This window comes from Pseudomonas sp. BIGb0381 (genome assembly GCF_024809815.1).
Classification (GTDB): Bacteria; Pseudomonadota; Gammaproteobacteria; order Pseudomonadales; family Pseudomonadaceae; genus Aquipseudomonas.
The window spans coordinates 759,097-781,795 of the sequence record NZ_JANUEN010000002.1 but is presented as its reverse complement, the minus strand read 5'-3'; the positions used below and the strand labels follow the sequence as shown (position 1 = coordinate 781,795).

Sequence of the window (22,699 nt, the reverse complement as noted above, 5' to 3'; positions counted from 1 at the left end):
TATGAAGCGCGAAACCGTCAGTGTGATCATCCTTACCTACAACGAAAGCCTGCATATCGCCCGGGCCATCGAGTCGGTACGGGCCTTCAGCGACGAAGTGCTGGTGGTCGATTCGTTTTCCACCGACGACACCTGCGACATCGCCCGGCGCCATGGCGCGCTGGTGGTGCAGCATGTATTCGTCAACCAGGCCAAGCAGTTCCAGTGGGCGCTGGATCACCTGCCGATTACCGGCAACTGGACGATGCGCCTGGATGCCGACGAAATCATCGAGGCCGACCTTGCCGCCGCGATCAATACCCGACTGCCGACCCTGGCTCGCGACATCACCGGCATCAACTTCAAGCGCAAGCATATCTTCATGGGGCGTTGGGTGCGCCATGGCGGCCGCTATCCGTTGAAAATGCTGCGGCTGTGGCGCACCGGGCAGGGGCGCGTTGAGGACCGTTGGATGGACGAGCACATCTCGGTCGCCGAGGGACGCACCATCACCCTCGAAGGCGGGTTTGCCGACCATAACCTGCATGACCTGACCTTCTTCACCCACAAGCACAACCAGTACGCCACCCGCGAAGCGATTGAAGTGCTTAACGCGCGGCTGGGGCTGTTTGCGATACGCGATGAACTGCATGCCGGGCAGAGTTCGTTCCAGGCCAAGGCCAAGCGCCTGGTCAAGAACCGCGTGTACAACCGCGTGCCGTTCACCCTCAGTTCCACCGCGTATTTCCTGTGGCGCTACATCATCCAGCTGGGGTTTCTCGATGGCCGCAGTGGCCTGGTCTATCACCTGCTCCAGGGCTATTGGTACCGCTTTCTGGTGGGCGCCAAAGTGCTCGAACTGGAAACCGCGATTGCGCACTTAAACGATAAGGAAGCCATTGTCCGGGAACTCTCAAAGTTGACCGGACATAACTTGAACCTGCCCACACCGAAGTAACTGAGCGTTTTTAACAAACACCCAAGTTTGGGTGTCGGCCTTCGCTCGCCTATCAATTGGGAGACAGACATGAATAAAGTCGCGCTTATTACCGGGATCACCGGTCAGGATGGCTCGTACCTGGCAGAGCTGCTGCTGGAAAAAGGCTATACCGTGCACGGCCTCAAGCGACGTTCTTCGTCGTTCAATACCCAGCGCATCGATCATATTTACCAGGACCCGCAGGCCCTGCATAAAAACCTGATCCTGCACTATGGCGACCTGGCGGACTCGTCGAACCTGACACGCATCATCCAGCAGATCCAGCCCGACGAAATCTACAACCTCGGCGCCCAATCCCACGTGGCGGTGAGCTTCGATTCGCCGGAATACACTGCCGATGTGGATGCCCTGGGTGCCTTGCGCATCCTTGAGGCGATCCGCCTGCTGGGCCTGGAAAAGAAGACCCGTTTCTACCAGGCCTCGACCTCCGAGCTGTACGGACTGGTGCAGGAAACCCCGCAGAAGGAAACCACGCCGTTCTACCCGCGTTCGCCCTATGCGGTGGCCAAGCTATACGCCTACTGGATCACCGTGAACTTCCGCGAAGCCTATGGGCTGTATGCGTGCAACGGCATCCTGTTCAACCACGAGTCGCCGCGTCGCGGTGAAACCTTCGTGACGCGCAAGATCACCCGTGCCCTGAGCAACATCGCCCTGGGCCTGGAACAGTGCCTGTACATGGGCAACATGGATGCACTGCGCGACTGGGGCCACGCCAAGGACTACGTGCGCATGCAGTGGATGATGCTGCAACAGGAACACCCCGAGGATTTTGTGATCGCCACTGGTGTGCAGTATTCGGTGCGCGACTTTATTCGCTGGTCGGCGGCGGAACTGGGGCTGCATTTGCGCTTTGTCGGCGAGGGCGTGGAAGAGGTGGCGGTGGTCGAGCAGATCGACGGCGACCTGGCGCCGGGCATCCTGGTGGGCGATGTGATTGTGCGCGTCGACCCGCGTTACTTCCGCCCGGCGGAAGTCGAGACGCTGTTGGGCGACCCGGCCAAGGCCAAGCGCCTGCTCGGCTGGGTGCCGGAGATCAGCGCCCAGGAAATGTGCGCCGAGATGGTCCGCGAAGACCTCAAGATCGCCCAGCGCCACGCCTTGTTGCGCTCCCATGGTCACGATGCACCGATTGCCGTGGAGAACTGAACATGGCTCGTGACTTTGATGCGCGGATTTTTGTGGCCGGCCATCGCGGCATGGTCGGCTCGGCCATCGTGCGGCGCCTGTGGGCCTTGGGCTACACGCAGTTGCTCACCGCCGGCCGTGATGAGCTGGACCTGCTCGACCCGGCGGCAGTGCAGGCGTACTTCGCCAGGCACCGTGTGGACCAGGTGTACCTGGCGGCCGCCAAGGTCGGCGGGATTCACGCCAACGCGACGTACCCGGCCGATTTCATCTACCAGAACCTGATGATCCAGGCCAACGTGATCCACGCTGCCCACAGCCATGGCGTGGAGAAACTGCTGTTCCTGGGCTCGTCATGCATCTACCCGGTGCATGCACCGCAACCGATGATCGAAGCGGTGTTGCTGGACGGCGCGCTGGAACCCACCAACGAACCCTACGCGGTGGCCAAGATCGCCGGGATCAAGCTGTGCGAAAGCTACAACCGCCAGCATGGCCGCGATTACCGCAGCGTGATGCCCACCAACCTGTACGGGCCGGGCGACAACTACCATCCGCAGAACAGCCATGTGATCGCCGCCTTGCTGCGGCGCTTCCATGAGGCGACCCAGCGCGGCGATGAGGAAGTAGTGATCTGGGGCAGTGGCAAGCCGCGGCGCGAGTTCCTGCATGTGGATGATATGGCGGCAGCCAGTGTGCATGTGATGGAGCTTAGCCAGGAACGCTACCGCGAGCAGACCCTGCCGATGCGTTCGCATTTGAACGTCGGCACGGGGGTGGATTGCACCATCGCCGAACTGGCCCAGGCGCTGGTGCGGGTCACCGGCTTCAAGGGGCAGTTGCGCTTTGACGCCAGCAAGCCCGACGGCGCGCCGCGCAAGCTGCTGGATGTGAGCCGGATCAACGCCCTCGGCTGGGAAGCCTATGTGCCGCTGGAGGAGGGCCTGCGCGACGCCTACAACGCCTACCTCGCGGCCCTTGAACAGCCTCGGGGCCACTGATGAAGATCCTCCTGTACGGCATCAACTACAGCCCGGAGCTCACCGGCATCGGCAAGTACAGCGGTGAACAGGCACGCTGGCTGGCGGGCCAGGGGCATGACGTGCGGGTGGTGACGGCGCCGCCGTATTACCCGCAGTGGCAGGTGGGCGATGGGTATTCGCCATGGCGCTTTCGCACCGAGCAGGATGAGGGTGTGACGGTGATTCGTTGCCCGCTGTATGTGCCACGCCAGCCCACGGCGTTGACGCGCTTGCTGCACCTGATGAGCTTTTCCGCCAGTTCGTTTCTGGCGGTCATGGGGCAGTTGCGCTGGAAACCGGACCTGGTGATCCTGGTAGTGCCGACCCTGTTTTGTGCGCCCCAGGCACTGTTGTTGGCCAAGCTCAGTGGCGCGCGCTCGGTGCTGCACATCCAGGACTACGAGGTGGACGCGATGTTCGGCCTCGGCATTGGTGGCGGCTCCGTTATGCGTCGCCTGGCGTTTGAGCTTGAACGCTGGCTGTTGCGGCGCTTTGACCGGGTCTCGACGATTTCCAGCGGCATGCTCGACAAGGCTCGGGGCAAAGGCGTGAGCAGCAAGCGCCTGCTGTTCTTTCCCAATTGGTCGGAAACCGCCCGCTTTCGCCAGGTGCCTCGCAGCTGCGGGCTGCTGCAACGCCTGGGTGTGGCGCCGGGCCAAAAGGTGCTGTTGTACTCCGGCAATATCGGTGAGAAGCAGGGCCTGGAACTGATCCTCGACGCCGCCCAGGCCTATGCCGATCGCCCGGAGCTGGTGTTCCTGATCGTCGGCCAGGGCACCGGCAAGGCACGCTTGCTCGAGCGTGTACAGCGCGATGGCCTGCACAATGTGCTGTTTGCGCCGTTGCAGCCCTACGAGGATTTGCCGGCGCTGCTGGCCTCGGCCGATGTGCACCTGGTGATCCAGAAGCGCGGGGTGGCGGACGCAGTGCTGCCTTCCAAGTTGACCAATATCCTGGCGGTGGGCGGCCACGCCATCATCACCGCCGACCCCGACACCACCCTCGGGCGCCTGTGCGAGGAACACCCCGGCATTGCGGTGTTGACTGAACCGGAATCCGTCGCGGCGTTGAACACAGGGATCGAGCGGGCACTGGCATTGCCCGCGCGCAACGAGGTGGCGCTGAACTACGCCAAGGAGTTCCTCGACAAGGAACGCATTCTGCAACGTTTTCTGGCACAGGTCTGATGGGTATGTGGCTTGATTTACCGACCTTCAATACGGTCGTGGCGTCGACGCCGCTGGTGGCGATCGACCTGGTGGTGAGAAATACCCGTGGCGAGGTCCTGCTGGGCTTGCGCGTCAATCGGCCGGCCTACGGCTTCTGGTTCGTGCCCGGCGGGCGTATCCAGAAAAACGAAAACCTCGACAGCGCATTCCGGCGCATCACCCACGACGAACTGGGGCACACCTTCGAGCGCGCCGAGGCGCGGCTGCGGGGGGTGTTCGAGCACTTCTACGACGACAGCGTGTTTGCCAACGCCGGGGCCGGGCCGGACACCCATTATGTGGTGCTCAGCTATTGCCTGGACCTGGCGCAAGGCCAGACCCTGCAGCCGCCCACGGAGCAACACCAGCATTACCGCTGGTGGTCCGAGGATGAACTGCGCATCAGCCTGCGGGTGCATGAACACACTCGCGCCTACTTCTGTCTCTCTCCCGAGGACGCTCTCATGTTATTACCCGTGATCATGGCAGGCGGTTCGGGGTCGCGCCTGTGGCCGCTTTCGCGGCAACTGAACCCTAAGCAGTTCCTGCGCTTGACCGACGCGCACCTGTCGATGCTGCAGCAGACCATCACGCGGCTGGAAGGCGCCAACGTCGCGCTGCCGCAGTTGATCTGCAATGAACAGCACCGCTTCCTGGTGGCCGAGCAGTTGCGCCAGTTGGGCATGGAGCAGGCCAGCATCCTGTTGGAGCCGGTGGGGCGCAACACGGCGCCGGCCATCGCGCTGGCGGCGTGCAAGGCGCTTGCCGAGCAACAGGACCCGATCCTGCTGGTGCTGGCGGCGGACCATTTGATTGAAGACATCCCTGCGTTTCATGCCAGCCTGGAAGTGGCGTTGCCGCTGGCCCGTGACGGCAAGCTGGTGACTTTCGGTATCACGCCCACCAGCGCCCATACCGGCTACGGCTATATCGAACAAGGCGCGGCGGCGGGCGAGGGCGGTTATCGGGTCAAGCGCTTTGTCGAGAAACCTGACGCCGCCACCGCTGCGGCGTATGTGGCCTGCGGTGCGTATTACTGGAACAGCGGCATGTTCATGTTCCGCGCCAGCCGTTACCTGGAGGAACTGGAACGCTTCCAGCCGGCCATCCTCGAGGCCTGTCGCGTGGCCCTGGAAGGGGGCAGCCAGGATCAACCCTTCACCCGCGTGCATGCCGCGACCTTTGCCGCTTGCCCGGACGATTCCATCGATTACGCGGTGATGGAAAACACTCATGACGCGGTGATGGTGCCGTTGCAGGCCGGCTGGAGTGATATCGGCTCGTGGTCGGCGTTGTGGGAGGCCAGCGAAAAAGATGCCAGCGGCAATGTGATACGCGGCGATGGGCTGAGCCTGGACACCCGTGACACGTACGTTCACGCCGACAGTCGGCTGGTGGCCACGGTGGGGGTGCAGGACCTGATCATTGTCGAGACGAAGGATGCGGTGCTGGTGGCCCATAAGGACCAGGTGCAGCAGGTCAAGGGCATCGTCGACCTGCTCAAGCAGGCCGGGCGCCATGAGCATCTCAACCACCGCGAAGTGTATCGGCCATGGGGCATGTACGACTCGGTGGACAACGGCCAGCGCTATCAGGTCAAGCGCATCACGGTGAAGCCGGGGGCCAAGTTGTCGGTGCAGATGCACCACCACCGCGCCGAGCACTGGATTGTGGTCAGCGGTACGGCGCGGGTCACCAATGGCGAACAGACTTACCTGGTGTCGGAAAACCAGTCGACCTATATCCCCATCGGCCAGGTGCACGCCCTGGAAAACCCGGGGGTGATTCCGCTGGAGTTGATCGAGGTGCAGTCGGGCTCTTATTTGGGCGAGGACGATATTGTGCGCTTTGAAGATAAGTACGGCAGGGTCTGAGGTTTTCCGACAATTAATAACATTTAAAATAACGTTGATAGCCCTGATGCATTGAACGCCGGGCACTTCATCGGAAAAACGTTATTTTCAATTGGTACGCTTGGAAGTTGTCCGTCTGGTGTGCTGTTTAGTTGAGTGGCACTATCGGTTTGCCTGCTCACTGAAGATAAGGAGTCTGATATGAGAAAAGCACTGGCTGTTATGGTACTCAGTGTATTGAGTACTGCTGCATCGGCCGTCGAGTTGCCCTTGGGGCTGGATACAACGGTGGCGGGGACTGTGACGGTAGGGCAAACCCTGCTGGTCGGCAGCGCCCTTATCGCCGGTGTTGCCGCTGTTTCCAGCAGTGGCGGCAGCTCCAATGGCGGCACCACCACGGGTACCACGGGTACCACCGGTACAACCGGTACCGGCAACTAGTAGTCAATCTTCCGCTTTTAAGACCGCTTGGAATCCCCGCCCAAGTGGTCTTTTTTTCTTGTCGTTTATCGCGAGTGTCCTAGCACTATGATGCGTATTTTTTCTATGGCGGCTGTGGCCGCTGCATTGTTGCAAGGCTGCATGTTTTCCCCGGGTCAATATATGGACACGGCGGCCATGACCCAGGAGGGCGATGCGCAAAATAGTCGGGTGGATTTAATTCCCATCACCCCGAAGTTATTGGCCATGGACGCAGCGACACGCGTGCCTTATTCCATACCGGCGGAACTCTTGAGTTATAAACCCGGCCCGTACCTGATTGGCGCTAATGATGCGCTGTATATCACCGTATGGGACCACCCTGAACTGACCGCACCCTCGGGGCCGCAGCAGCAGATCGATGCCAACGGTCGATTGGTCAGCCCCGAAGGCAATCTGTTCTACCCCTATGTGGGCGAAGTGGTTGCCAAGGGCCGATCCATTGAAGCGTTGCGCAGTGAAATCACCGACAAGCTGCGTCAGTACATCGACAGCCCCCAGGTGGATATCAGCGTGTTGCGTTTCGCCAGCCAGAAAGTGGTGATCACCGGTGCAGTGATCAAGGCCGGACCTGTGCCGATCACCACCATCGCAATGAACCTGACCGAGGCGCTCGGTGCCGCCGGAATCGATCCCATTAATGCCGACCTGTCGAACCTCACGCTCACCCGTGGCGGCAAGCGCTACACCCTCGACCTCGATACGCTCAACCTCGAGCCATCGCGGTTGAACGACATCTACCTCAAAGACGGCGACCAGCTGTACCTGGCCTACAACGACCGCAAGCGCATCTACGTGATGGGCGAGGTGATGCAGCCGCGCGCACTGAGTTTCAAGACCCGCAGCATGAACCTCTCCGACGTGCTGGGTTCGGTGGGCGGGGTTAACCAGAACACCTCCAACGCCGATGCCATCTACGTGATTCGTGGTGCGCAGAACATCGATGTGGAGCCGGCCAAGGTGTTCCAGCTGGAAGCCGGATCCCCGTCGGCCATGGCCCTGGCCACGCGCTTTGATGTGCAACCCCAGGATGTGGTGTTTGTCGGTCCCGCGAATATCACGCGCTGGAACCGCTTTATCAGCCAACTGGTGCCGTCCGCGTCGATCATCGGCATTGGCGCATCCACCCAGAACAACCTGAGCGAAGCCAGCAGCCGATAGGGTGGTACCTGCGTGAACAGTCTGAAAATCGGTACGTACGCGGGGTTGGCGTGGCTGTTGGCTGGCTGTAATCCGCTGATGACGGCCTCACTCGATACCTTCAAGGCAGCCGTGGGCGGGCCTGCACCGTTGCAGTTGAGCCAAGCCCAGGTGGATGCGGTGCCGTTTCCCCAGATCAAGGTCACCACGGTGTCCAGTGAAGGGGTGATGGCGCTGATTCGCCAGCGCGGCGACTTGCAATTCTGGGTGGCCTCCGGCAAGCAGGTGTTGCTGGTGCGCGATGGCCTGGTGGTGCGCACGGTCGGTCTGGGTGCCGACCTGGATGGCACGCGCTGGCAGGGCCAGTCGCCGTTCCAGCAAGGGCTGCACCACGTGCCGGATGGCTATCGCAGCACGCGCCAGATCGACTTGGTCGGTGGCTATCGCTTGGGCGTGGTGGTCACCAGTCACATGAGGCGCAAAGGCATCGAGACCGTCGAGATTCTCGATAAACCCTATGCCTTGCTGCGCGTAGACGAAGACATCGAGTCCGAGGCGCTGGGCTTTCAGGCACGCAACCGTTACTGGGTCGATCCCGAAAACGGCTTTGTCGTGCAGAGCGAGCAGCACCTCACGCCCGCCCTGACCCTGACCATTACCCAACTGCAACCCACCCGCAAGGATGCCCGATGACTGGCCGACGATTAGGCGCGCTGCTGTTGTTGTGGGGATGCGCCAGTGCGTGCCACGCCGCAATGACGGTCAGCGGCCAGGTGCGCAATCCCGGCGCGATCACGCTGCACCCCGAGACCCGCTTGCTGGATGTGATCGGTGCGGCGCAACCGGATGCCCAGGGCTATTGGCTGGGCGCGGCGTGGCTGCACCAGCCGTTGCTGGAGCGCCAGGCACGGCTCAAGGCCGGTGTGCTGTTTGACCTGGACACGTTGCGCCGTGCGGCATTGGCGGCCGGGCGCGAAAGCCGGGCCCAGGTGGCGGTGCGCTTGTATGAGCAGGTGCAGGCGTTGCCGGTGACCGGCCGCCAGGTGGCGGTGCTGGACCCGGTGGCGGTGGAGGTGGGGTTTGCGCCGAACCCGCTGGTCAGCGACGGCGACCGCCTGGTTTATCCGCCACGGCCTGACAGCGTGCGTGTGTTCGGCGCCGTCGCCGGCGTCTGCACTCTGGCGTTCCAGCCACTGCAGCCGGCCCGCGATTACCTGCGCAGCTGCCCGTCATCGGCGCAGGCGGATGCCGATTACCTGTGGCTGATCCAGCCCGACGGCCGCATCACGCGCCTGGGCATTGCCCCCTGGAACCGCGAGGAGGGTGATCCGCCGGCGCCGGGCAGCACATTGCTGGTGCCTATCCGCAGTGATGACCTGGACCCGCCCACCCCCGACCTGAACCCGCAATTGGCCGAGTTTCTTGCCACTCAACCCCTGGCCGAGGTCACGCCTTGAAATTATGTATTGCAGCTGTGCTGCTGGTGCCCTGTGGCGTCGCGCACGGCGATCCCCGTTACACCCAAAGCGATTTTGGCGGCGTCGGGCTGCTGCAAACCCCTACCGCGCGCATGGCGCCCACTGGCGAACTCAGCGTGAATGCCAATCGCACCGAACCTTACAGTCGATATAGTTTTTCCGCGCAGCCCCTGGACTGGCTCGAAGGCACCTTTCGCTACACCGCGATTACCAACCGCCCGTATGGCGCCGAGTCGTTCAGCGGCGGCCAGAGTTACAAGGACAAGGCGGTCGATGCCAAGGTGCGCCTGTATCAGGAAAGCCATTGGCTGCCGGAGGTGGCGCTGGGGTTCATGGACCTGGGCGGCACCGGGCTGTTTTCCAGCGAGTACCTGGTGGCTAACAAACGCTATGGCGATCTGGATTTCAGTGCCGGCATCGCCTGGGGCTACCTGGGCAGTCGCGGTGATTTGGACAACCCGCTGGGCGCGCTGGATGATCGCTTCAAGGAGCGACCCAGCGCCGAGGGCTCCGGCAATTTTTCCAACGGTTATTTTCGCGGCCGGCCTTCCTTGTTCGGCGGTGTCGCCTACCAGACACCCTGGGCGCCACTGAGCCTCAAGCTCGAGGTGGAAGGTAACGACTACAAGAACGAGCCTCGGGACAACAGCTTTCGCCAGGACTCGCCGATCAACCTGGGCCTGGTCTACAAGGTGGCCGACGCCATCGACGTGAGTGCCGCCTGGGAACGTGGCAACACCGCCATGTTCGGTATCACCCTGCACACCAATTTCGTCAGTCGCAAGGCGCCGGCGAAGACCTACGACCCACCGGCGCCGAAACTGCCCACCAAGGCACCCACCACGCCGATGGATCAGGTGGACTGGGCCGCCGTATCCCAGCGCCTGCACGACAATGCCGGCTACAACGTGCAGCGCATCGCCCAGCGCGGGCCGGAGCTGTTGGTGTATGGCGAGCAGCAACGCTATTTCTACAGCGCCAAGGCGGTGGGTCGCGCCAGTCGTATCCTGGATAACAGCGTCAATGACCAGATCGATTGGTTTACGCTGGTGAGCGAGCGCTACGCCATGCCGATCGAGGAAACCAGTGTGCCGCGCAAGACCTTCCGCGAGGTGGTCAACAACCGCGAATCCCTGCAAAACCTGCACCGACAGGCTGAAGTCAATCGCGCCAACATCAACACCCAGACGGTACTCTACACTCAGCCCCCCAAACCCTTCAGCTACGGTGTGGGCCTTGGCTACAAACAGAACGTTGGCGGGCCGGATGGCTTGCTCTACCAGATTTCCGCCGACCTCGACGCCGAATACCGCTTCACCCGCAACACCTGGTGGAGTGGCCTGCTGAGCGTCAACCTGCTGAATAACTACGACGGTTTTACCTACGATGCGCCCAGTGGCCTGCCCCGGGTACGCACCGACTTGCGCCAGTACATGACCAGCGCCGATGTGACGCTGCCGACTTTCCAGCTCAACCATGCGATGCAGTTGGACCAGGACCTCTACGGCATGGTCTACGGTGGCTTGCTTGAATCGATGTATGCCGGTGTCGGCAGTGAAGTGCTGTACCGCCCGATGGGCCAACGCTGGGCATTGGGTGCCGACCTGAACTACGTGCGCCAGCGCGGTTTCGAGCAGGATTTCAGCTTGCGCGATTACCGCACCGTCACCGGACATATCACCGGCTATACCGATCTGCCGTTCAACATTCAGGGCGCCTTGAGTGTCGGCCGCTACCTGGCCAGGGACTGGGGCGCGACCCTGGACCTGTCGCGCCAATTCACCAATGGCGTGCGCATAGGGGCATGGGTCACCCGGACCACCGCGTCGACAGAGCAATATGGCGAAGGCAGCTTCGACAAGGGCCTCTACCTGTCCATTCCCTTCGATGAGTTGATGAGCTTGTCGACCATGCGCCGCGCCAACCTGGTATGGGCGCCGCTGACCCGCGACGGCGGCGCACGCTTGAACCGCGCCTACTCACTGCATTCGATGACCGATGGGCGCGACAGTGAGCTGTTCTACAAGAACATCGACAAGATCACCGAATAGATGCACCCCTGTAGATACTGTCTTATCCAACACCGCGCAAATCCGTAGCAGCTTTCGAGCCCCCGGCGAGGCTGCGTTTGCGGCCTGCCAGGCACACCGCTGACGCAGCCTCGCTTGCGCTCGGCAGTTGCTACCCGTAGGGGATCAGTAGATGTCCTTGGACAGCAGCGTAAATGGCGTCTTCAACAGGATCTTGATGTCCAGCCACAGCGACCAGGTGTTGATGTAGCGCAGGTCGATGTCGACGCGCTGTTGCATCTTCTCCAGGGTCTCGGTCTCGCCCCGGCAGCCATTGACCTGAGCCAGGCCGGTGATGCCGGGTTTGATTCGATGGCGGGCCATGTAGGCGCGGATTTTTCCCGAGTAGTAATCGTTGTGTGCAATCGCATGGGGGCGCGGGCCGACCAGTGCCATGTGCCCTTGCAGCACGTTGAACAGCTGCGGCAATTCATCGATGGAGGTACGTCGGATAAACCGGCCCACCGGCGTAATGCGCGAATCGTTGCGACTGGCCTGGCGTACCTCATGGTCGTCATGCACACGCATGGAGCGGAATTTCCACACCTTGATCACCTCACCGTTCCAGCCGTGGCGGTCTTGCTTGAAGATCACCGGGCCAGGGGAGGTGAGCTTGATCAACAGGGCGACCAGCAACAGCAGGGGGCTCAGCACGATGATCGCCAGCAGCGCCAGGCTCTTGTCCAGCAGCGACTTGCTCAGCGCTGCGGTGGGGCGGCTGGTCAGCGGGCTTTCGTTGAGGTAGATCGCCGGCAGCCCATCCACCTCGGCCACACAATGGTTGAGCAGCAGCATGTTATTGAGGTCGGGCACCCAGATCACATCCACGCTGATCTCCAGCAGGTTGAGGTACAACGCCTCAATGTGCGTGGCGTCCTGCAATGAATGGGTGATGTAGAGCCGGCGGATACCGTGCTGCCGGATCAATTGGGGCAGTTGCGGCAGCTCGCCGAGTATCTGCGCTTGTGCATCTTCGGCCGCCTCGGCACGGCTGCCGACAAGCCCCACCAGGGGCGAGCGTTTTTGCCGCGAGAGGGTTTTGGCCAGGTCCACCGCAAGCTTGCCAGTGCCCACGATCAATGATTTTTGGCGCTCGTGAAGTTGGCGGTGGTAATACCGGGACAGGCTGTGCAGCGGTATGTAACACAGTGCCAATAACGGGTAACTGACCGCTGCCCAGAGTAATAAAATTTCTACAGGGAACAGGGCGTTGGCATTACACGCTACACCCACGGCAAACAATATGCCCATGGTTAACAGCCAGCCCATGAACAAGCGTCCAAGGCCTACCGCATAATCATCTTTCTTGCTGTAGACACCGCACAAGGTATACGCCGGGAGAGAGGCTAATATCGTAAAGGCGGCCAGGACGCGGTAGTAATACTCCAGTTGGCCAGTCTTTAAGATGACCAGCGTGAATAACAGCGCAACAACTAAGCTCGATGCGAGTGTCCATTGCCCCCAGAACGTCAACCCCCTGGGGGTGAGGTTGCGATGCATTCTAGTGTTATTAAGCATAGTTCTGCTCCCGGTGATGAGCGCGCACGTGGTGGCAGGTGTTTAGGATTAACTGTTATAAACAACAGGCACGCGCAAGCGCGTGCCTGTTGATAGTAATGAACGGCATGGGGCAGTGGCTGACGACTTATAACAAGGTCAGAAGGGGGCAGGCGAATTGTATGTTATAAAAGGGCAGGTAGAAGCGTGTGGTAATAGGCAGGGTGCGTGCTAAATGCTGGATTGTTTTTATTGTTTAACGGCGTGGCTGACTAAGCTCAAGCGGCTTTTTGATTTTTTGCGTCAGGCAATAACCACGGTTTCTTACCGCACGAAACAGGCGTTCACCGTCATTAACCCGCTTGAACTTTTCCTGCAGGCGACTCAGGCACATTTCCAATCCGCGGTATAAGTCAGGTTCACGACCTATATTGCGGATCAACTCTTCTTTGCTGACCACGCGTTCTTCATGGTGCAGCATCTTTTTAATCAACGCCGATTCAATAGTGGTCAATGAAATGCGCAGACCACCTTTGACCAGTGCTCGGTCATGTTGAGTGAGCAGCCAGAAATCCTGTGGATACAGTGGCGTTCGTCCGGCGCTGCTCTCCTGAGTACGCGTAGGGTTATTCGGCGCGCTGTCAGGGGCCTTGGTGGTTGGCATTCTGGATTCTTGCCGCTTGGCGTTAAACGATTGCGAGGGCAAGCTGAGGGTGTGGGTAATAATGTAGGTATTAAAGCGCGAGGTGATCCGTGTTTGAGAAAACGCCAGGTTTGTATCGGCGGGGTCCGTCGCCTCCGGGGCGTTTACGTCGTAATGGAAGAACTCTGCGTTGGGCGTGAAGTCCTGCAGTGCGATAGACGCAAGTGTTGGAGCGAAAGTGTGTTTCTTGAAAGAACTCATAGGGGCCACCCATATCAGGAAGATGCAGTTGTTAGTTGTTAAAGGCAGTCAGCAGGGGAGTAATAGCCGCCCTGAAAGTATTCGAACGGCAAGTTTTTAGCCAGCATGGCGCTGTCGGAAAATTCCACCTGGTCGGCGATAAAGCGCACTCTGCTTGCACTCATCAGCTCCAGCATGCGGTCGTAGAGCCGGTCGAACAGGTCCGAGCGGGTATTGAGGCTGAGCCGCAGGGCGGAATCCGGAAACGGCATCTTTATATAGTCGTAGAGCTCAAGGCCGATCAGCAGGTCCGCCGGCTTTGTATCGAGTCTGTAATTGTTATAGGCCAGCGTGATACCGCTCTGGTCTTTCAACTTATACAACTGGCGCACCATCGCCCGGCGTTCCACCGGACCGGGCAGGGCGTCCAGGGGGTTGTCGAGACTGAGGGTGAAAGGTTGTTTGTGGTATTCCAATGCCCGCGTGACCTGAATGATCGCCTTGAGGATGTCGTCGTTCATCAGGGCCGATTGCCCCATGCGCAAAAGCGTATGACCCGTCGCCGGACTGACCGCCTTAAGCGTTGTGCGCGGTGGGTGGATATAGCGCAAGGCCTTAGTGCAGGCACTTTCAAGTTGTTCGAGGTCTACGCCACCCGTTACGCTGATTTCACTGCCCCACCAGGCATGACTGCGGTCAACGACAGCTTGCCTGATGATCTTGACAGGGGGGGTATGTAGGGAGGGCTCTTTTTCACTCTTCACGGCTCAACCCCTCCTGAGTGGGGTGGAAATGGCTGGCGCAAATAAGGCCCCGACTGAGTTTGTAACCATAACCGCGAATGTTTTGGATGATGTTTTCACCATAGTGCGCCTTGATCTTACTGCGCAAACGGCTGATGGACTTTTCCAGTGCGCGGGAGTCGTAGTACTTGGTATTAAGCCCCATGACACCGGCGATCTCATTATGGCTGAGCAGTCGGTTCTGAATAAGTGCTTCCAGTACTTTCATTTCGACGAAGGATATTTCCAACTTTTTCCCATCGCCATACAGGCACATGCGATCTTGGTCGAGCACCAGGTCGCACTGATTGAGTCGAGCGCTTTCACTGAGAAAGGCATCAAACAAATTCAATTTTTTTTCAGGGGAAGTTTCGACCACCTTGATGCAGTAGTCGGCGCCGGCCAGGTAGTATTTTGTTTTGCTGAGGGTCGACGCAAAGGTGACGACGACGAATATCGTGCAGTCAGGGTTTTCAGTTCGCGCCTTTCTTATTATGTCCAGGCTTAGATTGCTGGCGGAGGGTGTATCAATTTCTATAATGATGGCACGGTAATGTACGTGGCTTTCCTGGGGGTCAATTAGTTGTCCGTAGCAACGTGTATCGACTTTTAAATTATTCGCTACAGTGCGAACTAAAAGCTCCCGAAAGTCCTCCGATTTCGATTGAGTCCGTGCAATGGCGAGGACGTTGGAAAAATGCATAACCTACTCCCTTTTCCGGCATGCAAGGCCGTCAGTTCAATCACTGCTAGCGTTTAGATACTAATCGAATTGATTACGCTAAAACGTGACAAATTTTAACATTTGCCACTTGTTTTTTACGTTCGCAAGGGGGGGAGTAGGGGGATGTTCCACAGAGCTCGTACGGACTTACACATATGCTAGTGCAAACTCTTAATGCTCGATAAGTATTTTGGTTCCAACGATTTTTTTGACGGGCGCAGGTTTAAGCGTTGCCTGCTCAGGCCGGAAAAACGCCCGGCAGGGCGACCCGAAGGGTGGCGGATGCGCCTCGGCTTTGCACGGCACCAGAAACTCCATGACCACCTTTACCGACGGCGAACGGCGCATGTGGGGGCACACCGTGAGCCAAATATCACGCACAGGACCCTCGACCGCAGTGGGTGGCCAGGTCGCTTGCGGCAAACGCGATCTCACGGCCGCCGCGCAGTGGGTGCATCTGTTTTTGACGCGCCCCCGGTTGGCCGACCATATGGCCGACGGCGTGACCGTACAACAGCGTGCCAACGCGGTGTTTGCGGCGATGCTCGAAGGTACGTTGACGGTGGCTATCGAAGGGCATTACACCTTGGAAACGCTGCAGCAGGTGCATGAGCGCATCGAAGCGCGGCAACAGATCGGCAAGGCTGTGGTGTGGGTGGATCGCGAGCTGCATTAATCGAAGACGAAAAAAAACCGGCTGATCAGGCCGGTTTGGGGTGCCCCGCGAACAGTGCGGGATTAAGCGTGGTTGTCCAGCAGGCGGTCGGCACCGCCTTCGGCCAGGCCACGTTCCTGCAGGCGATCAGCGCCACCTTCGGCAACGCGGTTGCCTTGCAGGCGGTCGGCGCCATCTTCAGCAACGCGGTTGCCTTGCAGGCGGTCGGCGCCATCTTCAACAATACCGCGTTGCTGCAAGCGATCAGCACCACCTTCGGCAACACGACGCTCCAGCAGGCGATCCGAGCCACCTTCGGCAATACGACGTTCCAGCAGGCGATCCGAGCCACCTTCAGCAACACGATTTTCGATCAGGCGATCCGCGCCGCCTTCAGCAACAACAGGGTGGGCAAATGCGTTTGCAGCGAGTACCGAGAAAGCGAGGCTAAGCAAGATTTGGCGTTTCATGATGGTGTGCTCCGAGTGTTTTAGTTGGGTGTTGCCTGGTATGGGTTTGATGTTACGCGTTGCATTTTTTAAGAGAACTTCATTGGGCTGATGGTGACTATCGATGCCAGCGATGGCCCGTTTCAAAGGGCCATCGCCGTGCTCGTCACGGCATCTGCGGCAATTCCTGGGGACGCAGGTCGAACACCAGCACCTCGGCATCCTGGCCCTGGCTCAGGCGGATTTGCCGCTCATCGCGCACTCGGGCACCGTCGCCTTCCTGCAAGCGCTGGCCGTTGATGTCCACGCTGCCCCGAGCTACATGGATGTACACGTGGCGATCCGGCGGCAGGTCGAGGGTCGCGGCTTCGTCGCCGTTGAACAGCCCGGCGTACACCCTGGCGTCCTGGCGCACGGTCAGGGAGCCGTCGGTGCCGTCCGGCGAGATGATCAGTTGCAGGCGCCCTTGTTTCTGCGCCGCGCTGAAGTGCTCCTGTTGATAGCGCGGCTCGGCACCGGCCACGGCGGGTACGATCCAGATTTGCAGGAAGTGCACGCCGCGGGTCTGGCTGTGGTTGAACTCGCTGTGGGCCACGCCGCTGCCGGCGCTCATCAGTTGCACATCGCCGGGGCGGATCACCGAGCCGGTGCCCAGGGTGTCCTTGTGTTCCAGGGCGCCTTCAAGCACATAGGAGAAAATCTCCATGTCGCGGTGCGGGTGCTGGCCGAAGCCTTTGCCGGCCGCGACGCGGTCGTCGTTGATCACCAGCAGGTCGGAAAAACCCTGTTCATTGGGGTTCCAATAGTTGGCGAACGAGAAGGTATGGAACGACTTCAACCAACCGTGATTGGCGGCGCCGCGTTCGGAAGCTTTGCGAAGGGTCAGCATGGTCTTGTCCTCAAGTGAGCGCGGGCTGCGAGATGCAGGGCGCTTGCGTTGAGAAGAAGATTACTGGTAACTGAGATATTCATTAAGAAGCTGGAATCTGAATAACTGTCCCCTATATGTTGACAATAAAAAGGCGTGTCATAATATCCGCCGCTTTCTTCCCTCGATGGATTCTTCCCGTATGAAAACCGTGGCCATGGCGCTGTTCCCGGACTTCCTCCTGCTGGACATGGCCGGGCCGCTCGAAGTGTTTTCCATTGCCAACCGCTACCTGCCGGCGGCGGAGCATTACCAGATTCTCACCCTGGGTACCGAGCCCGGTCCGTTGCGCGCCTCCAATGGGGTGATGGTCCAGACTGACCTGCTGCTGGACCAGGCCCAGGCGGCTTATGACCTGCTGCTGGTGCCCGGCGGCCCGGGTGCCTATAACGAATGCCACCCGTCGCTGCTGCCCTGGCTCAAGGCGGCGGCGCCACGGGCGCGGCGCTTCGGCTCGATCTGCACCGGAGCCTTTGTGCTGGGCCACGCCGGGCTGCTCGACGAACGCCGCGTGACCACCCACTGGCACTACACCGAACGCCTGATCAAGGCCTTCCCCAAGGCCATCGTCGAGACGGATCGCATCTACCTGCAGGATGGGCGGTTGATTACCTCGGGCGGGGTCACCGCCGGTATCGATCTGGCGCTGTCGATCGTCGCCCAGGACCATGGCAAGCAAGTGGCGGTGGATGTGGCCAAGGTGCTGCTGGTGGTGATGAAACGCCAGGGCGGCCAGGCCCAGTTCAGTCCGATGACGGCGTCCGTGGCGCCCCAGGAAACCGCGATCACCCGCGTGCAGAACCATGTGCTCGCCCATCTGGACCAGCCCTTCACCATCGAGTCCATGGCCGAACTGGCTGGCATGAGCCCACGCCACTTTGCCCGGTTGTTCGCCAAGGACGTGCAGATGACGCCCATGGCCTTCCTGCAGGGCGCGCGCATCGACCGCGCCCGGCAACTGCTGGAAACCACCGACCTGCCGCTCAAGACCGTGGCGTTCCATGCAGGCTTCGGCAGCGTGCGGCACATGCGCTTTCTATTCAGTGAAAAACTCGGCTTGAACCCTACCCAATACCGCCAACAGTTCAGTTAACGACGGGATGTCCGTCTCGCGCACCCGATTGTCCGTATCGCTCCCTGTGCCAGCATTGCCCTGTTACAGGTAGCTGGCAAGATAACGTCGAGCCCATGGAAAAGGATGCGCGGATGCCCAAGACCGGGCGTTTCAGCGCGATTGCAGACATGAATGAGCCTCAGGCGATTGACGCGGATGGCACGGTGCGCTTCGGCGCCTATGCGTTTCACCGGCAGCAGCGGCTGGTGAGCAAGGCGGGTTGGCCGGTGCCGTTGGGTGGGCGGGCGTTGGATATCCTCGCGGTACTGCTGGAGTCGCCAGGGCAATTCATCAGCAAGGCTACCTTGATCGAGCGGGTCTGGCCGTGCAGCGTGGTGGAGGAGAACAACCTGCGGGTGCACATCGCCGCACTGCGCCGTGCCCTCGACGGGCAACGCCTTATCCTCAATGACCCCCAGCGCGGTTACTGTTTTGTTGCACCCGTGGAGGTTGCGGCCGCCACGGTGTTGCCCCGGCATAACCTCGGCACCCGGCTCAGCCCGGTGATCGGTCGCGATGAACTGCTGGGTGTGCTGGTTCGGCGTGTGTCCGGGCAGCGCCTGATGACCCTGACCGGTTGCGCCGGCGTGGGCAAGAGCACCTTGGCCCAGGCCCTGGCCGAGCGCGTGTTGCCACGTTACCGCGACGGTGTGTGGTGGGTCGACCTGGCCACGGTGGAGGCGCCGCTGATGATGCTGCGCCATCTGGCCACGATCCTGCATCTGGAACCCAGCGGCAGTGTCACTGAGTTGTGCCGCCAGCTGGTGTCCCGGCAATTGCTGCTGGTACTCGACGGCGCCGACCTGTTGCTCGGTGCCTGTCGACATCTTTTGCGGGCGCTGCGCGAGAACGCGCCCCAGGTCAGCGTGCTGGTCAGCAGTCGCGAAGCGTTGCAGGCCCCAGGCGAATGGGTGCTGCGCGTGCCCCCATTGGCCGTGCCGGCGCCGTCGGCGGTGGGCAGTATTGAACAGGCGATGGCGTTCCCCGCCGTGCAACTGTTCGTCGCACGGGCGTGCGCCGGTCAACAGGGCTTTGTGTTGCGCCAACAGGATCTGACGCCGTTGCGAGACATCTGCCGGCGCCTCGACGGTATTCCCCTGGCCCTTGAACTGGCGGCCGCCCAGGTGGACGCGCTGGGCGTACGTGGTTTACAGGCGCAGTTGCACAGTGGATTGCAGGTACTGGCCCGGGGCCGCCGCACGGCGGTGGAGCGCCACCAATCCCTGGCCGCCGCCCTGGACTGGACCTACGAGCGCCTGAGCCTGCCGGAGCGCTGGCTGTTCCTGCAATTGAGCCTGTTCAAGATGGCCGTGACCGCGCCCACCCTGAATCAGCTGGTCGCCGGCACAGAGCTGGAACACGCCGACTTGTCGTATTTGCTCACGCGCCTGGTCGGTACCTCGCTGTTGAGCCTCGAACCCGGTCCGGGTTATCCGCGCTATCGCCTGCTCAACAGCGTGCGCAGCTATGGCCTGGCACTCCTGCGCAACCCGCAGCAGGTTGCCCGTTTGCAGCAGGGTTATGGGCATTACCTGGGGACGTTTTCAGGCCGGCCGTTTGTCCTGCAACTCGTCGAGCAGGCAGCGTACGCGGACTAGGTCCTGGGTGGCGAAGCCTTCGGTAAATCGCGCGTAGACCGAACCCAGCAGGTCGCGGGCGGCCTGCACACGACCCTGCTTTTGCCACAGCCGCGCCAAGGAGTCCGCACAGCGCAGCTCCCAGGCCAGCGCGCCTTGCTGGTGTGCCAGGCCCAGGGCTTCGAGCAGCAGTGCCTCAGCCCCGTGGATGTCGGGCATGGACTCGGCGCGCACGCGCAGGATTTCCGCGCTGCACCAGCCGGCCGCACCGCACCGGGCGCGTTCGAACAAGGCGTCACCCACTGCACGGGCGTTGAAGGTCACCAGGATGTCTTCGACCAGCCCCAACCCCTGCCTATCGTCGATCTGCGCCGTGCCTTCGTAGCACTGCGCCCAGGTGTGGAACAACTGCACCGAATGCTTTTGCGCCTGCTGCAGCAGCAGGTCCAACTGGTCGCGGGCTGCGACGGAGTCGCCGTTGTAGTGGGCGATGACCACCCCGGCCAGGGCCAGGGTGTAGCAAATCGACGTGCCGTGATTGATCTGCAATGCCAGCGCCAGTGCCTGGCTTGCGGTGCGCCACGCGCGGTCGGGGAAACCGCGCAGCCACAGGATGCGTGCGAGGATGGTCAACGAGGCCACGCTCTGGTCGTATTGCACGCCAAAGCCGTGGGTAAACCGGTTGAGATGGCCGCTCTGGGCCATGCGCTGGATCACCTGTTCGGCATTCTGCTGCGCCAGCGCCTGGTGGCCGGCGAAGTGCTGCGCCAGCACCCTCAGGCGTTGGGCGCTGAGGGCCAGCAACGGCTCGGCCTGAGGCCCCAACCGGTCGAAATGCAGGCTTTGCTCCAGGGCCTCGCGGTAGTTGCCACCGCACAGGCTGACCGTCATTTGCCCCGACACCGCGCGCAGTTGACCGACCAGGTTGCTGTCGGCTTCGGCCAGGCGCCGTGCATGGGCAAAGGCTTCGATGGTCTGCGGCGTACCGCCCAGGGTGTGATAGGAAAAACTGCCGAAGGCCAACTGCAGGGCCATGTTCAAGTGCGGGCTCGGCGTGCTCGATTGCCCCAGCCGCGCCAGGGCCTTGCTCACGTACAGGCCGTGTTCGCGCAGCAGCGATAGCTCCTGCCACAACGGCATGGCGCTGACGGTGAGACGAATGCCCAGCAGGTGGACGCCCTGGTCGCCCAGGCCCCAGTCGAGGGCGGCACGAATGTCTTCGCGCAGCGGGGCATAGCGGTCGATCCAGGTTTGGGTGGCCGTCTGTTCCCAATCGGCCTGCGCCTGGTTCATCAGGACCAGGCAACGGTTGGCGTGGCGTTCACGCGTGGCGTCGAGTTCATTGGCGACGCTGAGTTTTTCCAGGGCGTAGGTGCGGGTGATGTCCAGCAGGCGATAGATCACCTCGTCATCCCCAGCCTCCACATTGAGCAAGGATTTCGCCACCAGTTGGGTGATCGAACCCAGTACCGCGACCGGCGCAACCTGTTGCCCGGCGATCACCGCTGCGGCACTGGCCAGGCTGAAGCCACCCCGGAACACCGCGAGGCGACGCAGGCAGATTTGCTCGCAGCCGGTGAGCAGTTCAAAGCTCCAGTCCAGGGTGGCGCGCAAGGTTTGATGGCGGGGCAGGGCGCTGCGCCGGCCACGGGTGAGCAGGCGGAAGTTGTCTTCCATTTGCACCAGCAGGCCGGGCAGGCCGAAGCGCTCGATCTGCGCGGCCACCAACTCGATTGCCAGGGGGATGCCGTCCAGGCGTTGGCAGATGTCGATAGCCAGGGGCAGTTCGGCTTCGCTCAGTTCGAAGCTGTCCTGATGGGACATGGCCCGCTCGATCAGCAGTTGCAGGGCCGGATAGCCCAGGGCCTGGGCGCGGTTGCCGGTGGCGGGCGGGCAGGCCAGGGGCTCCAGGCGTTGCACCGACTCGCCCTCGGCGCGCAATGCCTCGCGGCTGGTGGTGAGGATGTGCAATTTGGGCGCGTGGCGCAGCAGGGTCTCGCTGATCAGCGCGATGTCGTCCAGCAGGTGTTCGCAGTTGTCGATCACCAGCAGCAATTGGTGCTCCTGCAGACGGCGGGCAAACACAGCCAGCGGTTCGTGCTCAGTGTGGGTGAGGTCGAGCAGCGCGGCGAGATTGGGCAGGATCATCGACGGTGCACTGAGAGGCGCCAGGTCCAACAGGCGAATACCGTCGCGGTAATGTCCGATCAACAATTCCGCCACGCGCAAGGCGACGGTGGTCTTGCCGATGCCGCCGGCGCCGGTCAGGGTGATAAAGCGTTGCTCGGGCAGCTGCTGCACCAGGCTGTCGATCAGGGCCTGGCGGCCGAGCATGCGCGTGCGTCGCAACGGCAGGTTGTGGCCCGGGCGTGGGGGCGCGCCTTCGGTCGGTAGGCTCATCGGCTCGATGCTCAGTGGTGCTACAAAACTGTAGCCCCGCTGGGCCACCGTGACGATATAGCGCTGCCCGGCCTGGCCATCGCCCAGGGCCTTGCGCAGCGCTGCCATATGCACCCGCAGGTTGCCGTCTTCCACCACGCTTTTGGGCCAGACCCGGGCGATCAGTTCCTGCTTGCTCACCACAGTGCCGGCCTGCTCCAACAGGATCAGCAGGATGTCCATTGCCCGCCGGCCCAAGCGCAACGGGCGACCGGCCTCCAGCACCAGGCGCTGGCGCGGGTGGATACGGTAAGGACCGAAATGCACGGCCTGGTCGCGTGGGGCACTCATGGG

20 protein-coding genes and 1 pseudogene are annotated in these 22,699 nt (G+C 61.3%); 14 read left to right on the top strand and 7 right to left on the bottom strand.

Annotated elements, in window-relative coordinates; genetic code table 11:
• Position 1: 1 nt before the first annotated feature.
• The 11 genes and pseudogenes from M2397_RS09810 (at position 2) to M2397_RS09760 (ending at position 11,339) form a co-directional block, all read left to right on the top strand.
• On the top strand, positions 2 to 937 hold the full coding sequence (locus M2397_RS09810; protein ID WP_145337481.1) for a glycosyltransferase family 2 protein: 936 nt from the start codon (positions 2 to 4) through the stop codon (positions 935 to 937).
• A 69-nt stretch (positions 938 to 1,006) separates the two neighbouring features.
• The gene (gene gmd, locus M2397_RS09805; protein WP_145337482.1) at positions 1,007 to 2,128 is read left to right on the top strand and encodes a GDP-mannose 4,6-dehydratase; all 1,122 of its coding nucleotides are present in this window, start codon (positions 1,007 to 1,009) and stop codon (positions 2,126 to 2,128) included.
• Between the two features lie 2 nt (positions 2,129 to 2,130).
• On the top strand, positions 2,131 to 3,108 hold the full coding sequence (locus M2397_RS09800; protein ID WP_131699250.1) for a GDP-L-fucose synthase: 978 nt from the start codon (positions 2,131 to 2,133) through the stop codon (positions 3,106 to 3,108).
• On the top strand, positions 3,108 to 4,316 hold the full coding sequence (locus tag M2397_RS09795; protein WP_184742604.1) for a glycosyltransferase WbuB: 1,209 nt from the start codon (positions 3,108 to 3,110) through the stop codon (positions 4,314 to 4,316). The genes M2397_RS09800 and M2397_RS09795 overlap by 1 nt, the downstream gene beginning before the upstream one ends.
• Positions 4,316 to 4,771 (top strand): annotated as a pseudogene (locus M2397_RS09790) (GDP-mannose mannosyl hydrolase); the annotation flags it as partial. The gene M2397_RS09795 and the pseudogene M2397_RS09790, both read left to right, overlap by 1 nt.
• A gap of 30 nt (positions 4,772 to 4,801) precedes the next feature.
• Entirely contained in the window at positions 4,802 to 6,211 is a 1,410-nt protein-coding gene (locus M2397_RS09785) for a mannose-1-phosphate guanylyltransferase/mannose-6-phosphate isomerase (protein ID WP_259242795.1), read from the top strand.
• A 180-nt stretch (positions 6,212 to 6,391) separates the two neighbouring features.
• Positions 6,392 to 6,631, top strand: coding sequence for a hypothetical protein (locus M2397_RS09780; protein ID WP_184742602.1), 240 nt, complete (start codon positions 6,392 to 6,394; stop codon positions 6,629 to 6,631).
• Positions 6,632 to 6,718: 87 nt separating this feature from the next.
• Positions 6,719 to 7,831 carry a polysaccharide biosynthesis/export family protein gene (locus M2397_RS09775; RefSeq protein ID WP_184742600.1) on the top strand — a complete coding sequence of 371 codons (1,113 nt, stop codon included), beginning with the start codon at positions 6,719 to 6,721 and terminating at the stop codon, positions 7,829 to 7,831.
• A 12-nt stretch (positions 7,832 to 7,843) separates the two neighbouring features.
• Positions 7,844 to 8,503, top strand: coding sequence for a YjbF family lipoprotein (locus M2397_RS09770; protein WP_306100597.1), 660 nt, complete (start codon positions 7,844 to 7,846; stop codon positions 8,501 to 8,503).
• Positions 8,500 to 9,267 (top strand): capsule biosynthesis GfcC family protein, encoded by a 768-nt coding sequence (locus M2397_RS09765; RefSeq protein ID WP_184742598.1) that lies wholly within the window; start codon positions 8,500 to 8,502, stop codon positions 9,265 to 9,267. The genes M2397_RS09770 and M2397_RS09765 overlap by 4 nt, the downstream gene beginning before the upstream one ends.
• Positions 9,264 to 11,339 carry a YjbH domain-containing protein gene (locus tag M2397_RS09760; protein ID WP_259242756.1) on the top strand — a complete coding sequence of 692 codons (2,076 nt, stop codon included), beginning with the start codon at positions 9,264 to 9,266 and terminating at the stop codon, positions 11,337 to 11,339. Before M2397_RS09765 ends, M2397_RS09760 begins: the two co-directional genes overlap by 4 nt.
• Before the next feature lie 144 nt (positions 11,340 to 11,483).
• Here the strand turns inward: M2397_RS09760 and M2397_RS09755 are convergent, their stop codons facing one another.
• From M2397_RS09755 to M2397_RS09740, 4 genes are all read right to left on the bottom strand, one after another.
• A complete protein-coding gene (locus M2397_RS09755) occupies positions 11,484 to 12,875 on the bottom strand; it encodes an undecaprenyl-phosphate glucose phosphotransferase (protein ID WP_259242755.1) in 1,392 nt (463 codons plus the stop codon).
• A gap of 235 nt (positions 12,876 to 13,110) precedes the next feature.
• The gene (locus M2397_RS09750) at positions 13,111 to 13,758 is read right to left on the bottom strand and encodes a winged helix-turn-helix domain-containing protein (RefSeq protein WP_259242754.1); all 648 of its coding nucleotides are present in this window, start codon (positions 13,756 to 13,758) and stop codon (positions 13,111 to 13,113) included.
• A 38-nt stretch (positions 13,759 to 13,796) separates the two neighbouring features.
• Positions 13,797 to 14,501: a hypothetical protein gene (locus tag M2397_RS09745; RefSeq protein WP_256663557.1), complete on the bottom strand. Its 705-nt coding sequence runs from the start codon at positions 14,499 to 14,501 to the stop codon at positions 13,797 to 13,799.
• Entirely contained in the window at positions 14,491 to 15,222 is a 732-nt protein-coding gene (locus tag M2397_RS09740) for a winged helix-turn-helix domain-containing protein (protein ID WP_184742594.1), read from the bottom strand. Before M2397_RS09740 ends, M2397_RS09745 begins: the two co-directional genes overlap by 11 nt.
• 337 nt (positions 15,223 to 15,559) lie before the next feature.
• Here M2397_RS09740 and M2397_RS30495 point away from each other — a divergent pair, with 337 nt between their 5' ends.
• On the top strand, positions 15,560 to 15,919 hold the full coding sequence (locus M2397_RS30495) for a zinc-binding dehydrogenase (RefSeq protein ID WP_259242751.1): 360 nt from the start codon (positions 15,560 to 15,562) through the stop codon (positions 15,917 to 15,919).
• 62 nt (positions 15,920 to 15,981) lie between these two features.
• On the opposite strand, the gene M2397_RS09730 is transcribed toward M2397_RS30495, so the two are convergent.
• Both M2397_RS09730 and M2397_RS09725 read right to left on the bottom strand, forming a co-directional pair.
• Positions 15,982 to 16,368: a hypothetical protein gene (locus M2397_RS09730; RefSeq protein ID WP_259242750.1), complete on the bottom strand. Its 387-nt coding sequence runs from the start codon at positions 16,366 to 16,368 to the stop codon at positions 15,982 to 15,984.
• Between the two features lie 145 nt (positions 16,369 to 16,513).
• On the bottom strand, positions 16,514 to 17,236 hold the full coding sequence (locus tag M2397_RS09725; RefSeq protein WP_145337494.1) for a pirin family protein: 723 nt from the start codon (positions 17,234 to 17,236) through the stop codon (positions 16,514 to 16,516).
• A gap of 181 nt (positions 17,237 to 17,417) precedes the next feature.
• Between M2397_RS09725 and M2397_RS09720 the strand changes: the two genes are divergently transcribed.
• Complete coding sequence (locus tag M2397_RS09720) at positions 17,418 to 18,368, top strand: GlxA family transcriptional regulator (RefSeq protein WP_131699264.1); 951 nt, start codon at positions 17,418 to 17,420, stop codon at positions 18,366 to 18,368.
• A 95-nt stretch (positions 18,369 to 18,463) separates the two neighbouring features.
• Positions 18,464 to 19,987 carry a helix-turn-helix transcriptional regulator gene (locus tag M2397_RS09715; protein WP_259242749.1) on the top strand — a complete coding sequence of 508 codons (1,524 nt, stop codon included), beginning with the start codon at positions 18,464 to 18,466 and terminating at the stop codon, positions 19,985 to 19,987.
• Here the strand turns inward: M2397_RS09715 and M2397_RS09710 are convergent.
• On the bottom strand, positions 19,934 to 22,696 hold the full coding sequence (locus M2397_RS09710; protein WP_259242748.1) for a helix-turn-helix transcriptional regulator: 2,763 nt from the start codon (positions 22,694 to 22,696) through the stop codon (positions 19,934 to 19,936). The genes M2397_RS09715 and M2397_RS09710 overlap by 54 nt on opposite strands.
• Between the last annotated feature and the right edge of the window lie 3 nt (positions 22,697 to 22,699).